The organism is Bradyrhizobium sp. (assembly GCF_019244115.1).
Lineage (GTDB): Bacteria > Pseudomonadota > Alphaproteobacteria > Rhizobiales > Xanthobacteraceae > Bradyrhizobium.
Genome location: NZ_JAFATE010000642.1, coordinates 1 through 7010 on the forward strand (window position 1 = coordinate 1; position 7010 = coordinate 7010).

Consider the following 7010-nt stretch of genomic DNA (forward strand, 5'->3'; position numbering starts at 1 on the left):
GAGCGCCACACAGGACAAACGAACGGGCCGCCGCACTGGGTGGCGACCATCGACGATTTAAGGAAAAGGAAAATCGCACCGGCCACCTTTTAAAAGGTGTGCCACCAGAGACCGGAAGGGCGGGCGAGCGTGCGCATGGGCGGTACACACCACGACGGCGGCAAAAGGTCAAGGGGCGGAAACCGCGCCGGGAGCGATCGAATGCCGTAGCGTGCCCCGTCTGCCAATGCCGGATCTCAATGGTCATGCCGCGAAAGCGGGCATCGGGTAAGCGATGACAGAGGACCGTATGACGCACATACTGCAGCAGCATGAATTATCATTCTCGCGGCGCGTTGCGCCCGAGTCTTGATCGAACGGTCCCTCCGAAACAACAGAGGGCGCAGGGAATGCCGGGTGCTGGCCGCAACCCATGGCCCGCCTGCAAAAAAGTAAGCAGGCGGCAGTTACCACAGGTCCAGCCGGATCATCCGGCATTCCCTGCGCGATGGTTTTAACGCTTATAGCGCGCTCTCCCCAGGGACCGGGCTTTCTTGCCCCTGTCGCAGGCAGATCGTTCTACCTGCTTGGCCTCAGCGTCGGGAGGCCAGGACCACACGCCTTCACGTCCGCGTCGAGATCGTTCGTCCGCGCGCCATCGGCGCGCTGCAACCCGACACGTCCACCGCATCCCGCGCTCCACGTCCGTGACGATCGCGATCCGCCCCTCATGATGAGCGCGGGACGGCGACGATTATATTTCTGATTCGGGGAAGACGTCAAGTACTATTCTGAAAAACAAAAGAAGCCGGGCCGACGGGAGATCCAGACCGCTCACTAAGTCCGGAAGAGCGTGCAGTCTGCGGGAAATCATACTACAGACCCGGTGATCGACACGAAAACAACGGTGCCGTCTGACATGTGCAGCCGCAGCAAGTTGGCAGCTGTCCGGGGTGCACCGGTGGCGCGGACGCATTACGAACGGCAGCACGTGACCCGGAGCTGACGTCGGGTGAGGGCCGGGTCACTGGCGTGGTTGGGTGCTGCGCAACTGTAGATACTTCTTGACGACGTAGTCTTCTCCCGGGCCGTTCTCGTCGGTCAGTGCGTGCCCGGGATACTTTTCCCACGACGTGAAGACCACCCAGTTTGGAACGATGCGCAACGTGTTCTCGATGTAAGTGAAGTTCCGGACAGCTTCATCGAGCCAAGCCTGATTGCTCATGGATGCGGGTGGCGGCCCGGCATTGTAGATGACGCCGAGTGGTATCTTGACCTCTTGGGCAAAGCGCGCCACCGCTTGCAAGGATGCAGGCCAGTTTTTTACACCCCAGTTGATATCGACGTTGGTAAATGCCAACTCCTTACCGACTTTCGCGTGGAACGCCTCCATCCAATGCCGGTAGTCATCTTTCCAGGTCGGCTGATCGGTAATGGAGGGAAATGGCTCTCCGTCGCCGATGCTGGCATTCGGAAACACCTTTAGATATTCATGCAGGTTCTTCGCGACGCGGTCAGCGACATTGTCGATTGACGAGTGACACGCGTTCTTCCCATCGTAGTAGTGTCCAAACCATAGGGGCTCGTCCATGGCAATATAGCCAATCTCAGCCCCCGTCCGCTTTAGCTTCGCCGCGAGCGCTGCCACCATGTACGTCGGGAAATAGCCCTCTACGCCGCCGCCACACCCTGGAGGGCCATCGTCGGCCTGCGCGAGCATCTCGACGCCCAGCGCTATGTGCTTCTCCTTGAGGCGTGCGGCCACCTTGGCGAGCTCTGTATCTGGTATCTTCAGCAAGGCCTGCGTGAGAATGCCCACGACCTGAACGTGATTCATGAACTCTGGCCAGGGAGCATCGGGCTTGTAAAAGAGTGTATCCCAGCTCTCGTGACCTGCAGGTGAAGAGATCGCCCCCATGCTGAACCAGATTTTCGGCGCGGATGTGTTGGCGAACAGAACGACATGGGAAAGAGCGAGCGTTAAGATCACGGCGAAGATCAAAAGCAATTTTTTCATTGGCCTCCTCATGCGGTCCACAGCTGGGCCTTTCAGTGACGAAGTCCTTCGCGGCAGTGACAGCAATTCGTAGCGTTATGCGATATAGCATAAGGGTGCGGAATGACGGCAAGATGTTTGGAATTGGCCAAGGGTTGCCGAAATCTGGCAGCCCAGCAGGTCGGTTCTGGGTGCAACCTGCCGTAGTGCTCACCCTTTCGAGAAGGCGGCTCGTGACCCGGAGGAGACATTCATCCGATTTACGACAGGGCCTATTGTTGACCAACGCTTCGGACGACACACCAATCAAGAAGGAGAGATCAATGTCGAACTGGAAGGACGCGCGTCCCGTGTTTTTTGTGAGCGATGTCGAGCGCGCGTTGGATTTCTACGTGAGCCAACTCGGCTTTGTGGGGGATAAAATCTATGCGGAAGAAGGCCAAGTTCTCGTTGGTGGGGTCCAGCGCGAGGGTTGCGCGTTGTTGCTCAGTTGCCAGTGGCCGCAAAAGAATGGCCACGGTCGCTACTGGATCAAGCTGGATGTGCTCACATACGACGGGTTTCGCGCCGATCTCGAGGCTAGAGGAGTTGCTCTGAGGGACGACTTTTGGGGCTTTGACACGATGGTCGTTGAAGATCCCGATGGCAACGAGCTGCTTTTCCCTGTGCCTAAGCCTGAGGCTAGCTAACCGAACCTGATGCTCTGCTTGCCGTCCGGGGGCAAGCTGGGGCGGAGCCACCGGCCGCGAAACCTACGCAATTGACCCGTTAGAGACATTCGGCCGTTTGCCCCCTGGCATCACCCACCGCTACGGAGGTTGGCGCCATCCGGCGGCGCCGTCACGGGCGAACCGTAATGGCCCTCAGCACATACTGATTGAGGATTGTCATCGGCACCGAGCTTTGAAGCCGACTACTGTAGAGGCCCGCGTTGACCACGACCACGAGATCTAGTGACGGCACTATGAACACACGTTGCCCGCCCAGTCCCACCGCAGCCGCCCACTGTACCTCCCTCTTGTCGGCGAGCGATCGGCCGAGCCAGAAGAAATAGCCGTAGAAAAACGAAGTGAAGCCCGAGACATTGATCTGCGGAGCCGTCGCTGCCTCGATCCACGATGCCGGCACCACCTGCGTGCCGTTCCAGGCACCGTGCTGCAGTATAAGCTGACCGATTTTGGCGAGGTCGCGTGGCCGCAGGCGTAGAGCGCCGGCGGCGATCGGATCGCCCCGCGCGTTTCGGGGCCACTCCACATTAGTGATCCCGAGCGGCGCGAATAGTAGCGTGTTTGCCAATTCGTCGACCGACTTGCCGGTCGCCTTCTTCAGCACCGCGCCGATCACCTCTGTCGATCCCGAATTGTAATTCCAAACCTGCCCTGGCGGCGCGACGACCGCCTGCTGCAGCGCGTAGCGGTAAGGGTCGGCGGCGTTGTCCATGCGATTTTCGCTGTTCGCCTCGCTTGTGTACGGAGTGTCGTCCTCGTGCCACTCCAGCCCGGCCGACATTGTGACAAGATCGCGCAACGTGATCCGATCTTTCTCCGGTGTCCGCAGATCCTCATAGTCTGGGAAGAAAGAAAGCACGGGCTCGTCGAGGCTTTTGATCAGCCCGCGATCGATTGCGATCCCGAGCACGAGAGCGACGATGCTCTTTGTCACCGACCGTTCGTCATGCTTGATCTCTGGACCAAATGCAACCTCGCCGACCGATCGGCCCCAATGCTCGTCTGCTCCAGAGAAATAGTGTTCGAAGACAAGGGTGCCGTGCCGAACCACCAGCACGGCATGTATATTGCTCTGCTTCCAATCGTCGAGCCACTTCACCATCGGGCAAAGGGTCATGCTAGCGAGCCCGACGCTCTCCGGAGCGGCCACTGGCCAGTGGTCCTCGCCTGTGATCGGCATGCCACAATCGGTCTGCGCTTGGGCAAGCTTCGGCTGTACTGCAATTCCGATGAAAATGATCAACGCTAGAAGGCGCATATGTTGCTCCAGCACAATCCAAAATTATTCAGATAGTCGGTGGCTTCGAAAGATTAGCCGATGAAGGGCGATCGGGCGAGTTTAACTTCTGGTTGTGGCCCGGTGCTGCCGAAATCTGGCAGCGCAGCAAGTGGGCAGCTCTCTGGGGTACACCGGCCGCAGCGCCTGCCGATGCCGAAAGGCAGCCCATGACCCGAAGCCAACATCAGCTTGCATCCGGCTCCGTCAATCAATCGTCCATTGGCTCCGTTGGTGTGTCGAGCAGCAATTGATAGAAGCTGAGATCGAGCCACCGTCCAAACTTGAAACCGACCTGGGGCAGCGTTCCCACATGCCGGAAGCCGAGGCGCTTGTGCAATGCGATGCTTCCAGCATTGGTGGCATCGATGCCGCCAATCATGCAGTGAGCCTGGCGCGCTTTGACCGCCGCGATCAGCTGTTGCAAAACCTCACGGCCGAGGCCTTGACCGGGATAGTCTTTATGAACGTAGACCGAGTGCTCCACTGTATACTTGTAGGCCGGCCATGCCCGGAACGGACTGAAGCTTCCGAACGCGAGCAGCGTACCCTTGCCGTCCTCCAACCCGATAACAGGGTAGCCGCCCTTCACCTTGGCCTCGAACCACGGGATCATGCTGCTGGGCTGCCGGGGCTTGTAGTCGTAAAGTGCCGTGGATGTAAGGATCGCCTCGTTGAAAATATCCAAGATTGCGACGGCATGGCGGCCAGCCTCGCAAGTGACGACGGTGTGCGCGATCATCTGATATCCTGATCGGGTCGAACCATAGTGAGACCCACTTATAGCCAAGCTCTGATGAGACTCGGTAGTCCGCCAGGGTTCGCAAGGAGAGCTGTCGATGAACCAACGTTTGGCAAGCTGCACCTGTGGACGGCTCCAGCTTGGCTGCCAAGGAACACCAAACCGCATTTCGATGTGCCATTGCGCTAATTGCCAGCGTCGGACGGGGAGCGTGTTCGGCATTGCTGCCTTTTTTGACCGTGGAGCGGTGAGTCTCGTCCAGGGTGCCTCGAAAACCTACACTCGGGATTCGGCCTCAGGGAAGCACGTACCTTCCACTTCTGCCCAGAGTGCGGGTCAACGATTTTTTGGGAGCCGGAGCGCTTGCCGCACCTGATCGGCGTCGCTGTCGGTGCATTGGCCGACCCCTCCTTCCCCCAGCCGCAGCAGTCCGTCTGGACAGACATGAAGCACGCTTGGCTTGGTCTTCCGAAAGATATCACTCAGCGCGCGTGATCGGTATCGCCAGGATCGACCGCTCTTGGCCCTGGGCTGCCGAGAATTGGCACTGCAGCAAGTCGGCAACTGTCAGGGCTACACCGGCCGCGCCGCTGACGCATTCGGAAAGGCACCGCGTGAACCGCAGCAGCCCTTTGAGCCTGGGCGCCCTACTCCACCACTCTGTCGGCTGTGGCAAGGTGGACGGTACCGCACGCCCTGGCGCCTTTTGCGGTCTTGAGGTTGATCGAGAGCTCGAATTTGGAGACCTGATAGAAGGGGATCTCTCCCGGGTTTACGCCGCGCGGGATGGCGTCGGCGGCTTCGAGCTGGAAGTGGTGAAGGTGCAGCAGGGTCACGCCATCGGTGAAAATCCCGCTATCGGGATCGGTGACAGGCTTCGCCGGCGACATCGGCGCGGTGCTGACGAGGCAGGATATTTCGACTATCCTTCAACGCAGACCACCAATGCGGGCAGGACAGGACCCACGCGAGGAGATCGATGAGCGCAGTCAAAAACGCTCTGGCCCAGAAGAGTGGCGCCCTGATCCACGTTCGTTCCGGCGACATGGTCGTCGAAGCCTTGCGCCAGATGCGCGACAACCGGGTCCGGTCGGTGCTGGTCATCGACGACGACGTGCTGGTCGGTATCGTGACCCAGGGCGACTGCGCCATCAAAGTGCTGTTGCCCGGGCTCGATGCGAAGCAGACGCCGGTCGGCCAAGTGATGACGGGCAACCCGGTGACGGTCAAGCCGGACGATCCGCTGGACGGCTGCATGGCCATGATGGCTCAGCGCGGTTTTCGCCATCTGCCAGTGCTGGACTCGGGCAAGGTCGTGGGCGTGATCTCGGTCGGAGACGTCGTCAAGAACATCATCCGGGATTTGGAGCACAACGTGGACGATCTGATGGGCTACATCATGAAGGACGGCCCCGGGGGCTGACGGACGGACCGCGGTGCCGTCGCCCCCCGCAAGGACAACCTGTTGAGGCTCCACATCTTGCGGAGGTGCTGCAACAGCGGCTGGAGCGGCCGTAAACAGGGAGCGATCCGGCCTCATGGCCGGGCGTTCGCGCGGGCCAGAGCAGATCCAAACCCAGGGCTTTCCCGAAACACCGAAAACGGCACGGGATCGGCTTGCGGCGCGGCGCCGCTCGACAGGCCGAGCCGCCAATAGCCGATGTCACACCATGAGCCAAGCTTGAAGCCGATATCATGGTGGACGCCGATCGCGTTGAATCCCAGCCTTTCGTGAAGGGCGACGCTGCCGGCATTAGGCAGAACGATTTCCGCGAACGCCGACCGAAAGCCCTGACGGCGCAATATCTCGAGCAGCGATCGATAGAGCTTCGTCCCGACGCCGGCGCGCCGGTGTGCCGTATCGATGTAGATCGTCGTATCGATGGTCCAGCGATAGGCCGGCCGCTCACGATGCCGGCCGGCATATGCGTAGCCAACGACCTCGCCTGCGGCGCTCTCGGCGACCAGCCACGGATACATCGCAAGCGTATCGACCATTCGCCGCGCCATCGTCTGCGTATCCGGAGGTTCGACCTCAAAGGTGACGACCGTGTCGCGCACATAGGGCGCGTAAACCCGCGCCACGGCGGCGGCGTCCTCGTATCTCGCCGTCCTTACAGTGATCTCGTCCATGCGCTGCTACTTCCCTTCCACCGAGAACGCGAGCAGCACATTGCCGGGCACCGAACCGTAATTGGTATAGCCGGAATTGACATAAAGCATGCCGCCGGCGACGACCGCGCCGGGGCCGTCGAGCGAGCCGCCATGGGCGGCCGCACCGTTGACGGT

General features: G+C 60.2%; 7 protein-coding genes and 1 pseudogene. 3 read left to right on the forward strand and 5 right to left on the reverse strand.

Annotated elements, in window-relative coordinates:
* Positions 1 to 1003: 1003 nt before the first annotated feature.
* On the reverse strand, positions 1004 to 1996 hold the full coding sequence (locus JOZ76_RS28015) for a hypothetical protein (RefSeq protein WP_291704187.1): 993 nt from the start codon (positions 1994 to 1996) through the stop codon (positions 1004 to 1006).
* 302 nt (positions 1997 to 2298) lie between these two features.
* Here JOZ76_RS28015 and JOZ76_RS28020 point away from each other — a divergent pair, with 302 nt between their 5' ends.
* Positions 2299 to 2664 carry a VOC family protein gene (locus JOZ76_RS28020; RefSeq protein WP_291704189.1) on the forward strand — a complete coding sequence of 122 codons (366 nt, stop codon included), beginning with the start codon at positions 2299 to 2301 and terminating at the stop codon, positions 2662 to 2664.
* A 151-nt stretch (positions 2665 to 2815) separates the two neighbouring features.
* Here JOZ76_RS28020 and JOZ76_RS28025 read toward each other — a convergent pair whose 3' ends face one another.
* Both JOZ76_RS28025 and JOZ76_RS28030 read right to left on the reverse strand, forming a co-directional pair.
* Complete coding sequence (locus tag JOZ76_RS28025) at positions 2816 to 3961, reverse strand: serine hydrolase domain-containing protein (protein ID WP_291704191.1); 1146 nt, start codon at positions 3959 to 3961, stop codon at positions 2816 to 2818.
* A gap of 229 nt (positions 3962 to 4190) precedes the next feature.
* On the reverse strand, positions 4191 to 4721 hold the full coding sequence (locus JOZ76_RS28030) for a GNAT family N-acetyltransferase (RefSeq protein ID WP_291704193.1): 531 nt from the start codon (positions 4719 to 4721) through the stop codon (positions 4191 to 4193).
* A 97-nt stretch (positions 4722 to 4818) separates the two neighbouring features.
* Between JOZ76_RS28030 and JOZ76_RS28035 the strand changes: the two are divergent.
* Positions 4819 to 5216: pseudogene (locus tag JOZ76_RS28035) on the forward strand (GFA family protein).
* Between the two features lie 152 nt (positions 5217 to 5368).
* Here the strand turns inward: JOZ76_RS28035 and JOZ76_RS28040 are convergent.
* Positions 5369 to 5611 carry a hypothetical protein gene (locus JOZ76_RS28040; protein WP_291704195.1) on the reverse strand — a complete coding sequence of 81 codons (243 nt, stop codon included), beginning with the start codon at positions 5609 to 5611 and terminating at the stop codon, positions 5369 to 5371.
* An 89-nt stretch (positions 5612 to 5700) separates the two neighbouring features.
* Between JOZ76_RS28040 and JOZ76_RS28045 the strand changes: the two genes are divergently transcribed.
* Positions 5701 to 6144 carry a CBS domain-containing protein gene (locus JOZ76_RS28045; protein ID WP_291704197.1) on the forward strand — a complete coding sequence of 148 codons (444 nt, stop codon included), beginning with the start codon at positions 5701 to 5703 and terminating at the stop codon, positions 6142 to 6144.
* Between the two features lie 113 nt (positions 6145 to 6257).
* Here the strand turns inward: JOZ76_RS28045 and JOZ76_RS28050 are convergent, their stop codons facing one another.
* On the reverse strand, positions 6258 to 6854 hold the full coding sequence (locus tag JOZ76_RS28050; RefSeq protein ID WP_291704198.1) for an arsinothricin resistance N-acetyltransferase ArsN1 family B: 597 nt from the start codon (positions 6852 to 6854) through the stop codon (positions 6258 to 6260).
* Between the last annotated feature and the right edge of the window lie 156 nt (positions 6855 to 7010).

Bases quoted from the DNA above. Each gene is read 5' to 3' on its own strand.
- JOZ76_RS28015 (WP_291704187.1), bottom strand. From the start codon at position 1,996: ATGAAAAAATTGCTTTTGATCTTCGCCGTGATCTTAACGCTCGCTCTT.
- JOZ76_RS28020 (WP_291704189.1), top strand. From the start codon at position 2,299: ATGTCGAACTGGAAGGACGCGCGTCCCGTGTTTTTTGTGAGCGATGTC.
- JOZ76_RS28025 (WP_291704191.1), bottom strand. From the start codon at position 3,961: ATGCGCCTTCTAGCGTTGATCATTTTCATCGGAATTGCAGTACAGCCG.
- JOZ76_RS28030 (WP_291704193.1), bottom strand. From the start codon at position 4,721: ATGATCGCGCACACCGTCGTCACTTGCGAGGCTGGCCGCCATGCCGTC.
- JOZ76_RS28040 (WP_291704195.1), bottom strand. From the start codon at position 5,611: ATGTCGCCGGCGAAGCCTGTCACCGATCCCGATAGCGGGATTTTCACC.
- JOZ76_RS28045 (WP_291704197.1), top strand. From the start codon at position 5,701: ATGAGCGCAGTCAAAAACGCTCTGGCCCAGAAGAGTGGCGCCCTGATC.
- JOZ76_RS28050 (WP_291704198.1), bottom strand. From the start codon at position 6,854: ATGGACGAGATCACTGTAAGGACGGCGAGATACGAGGACGCCGCCGCC.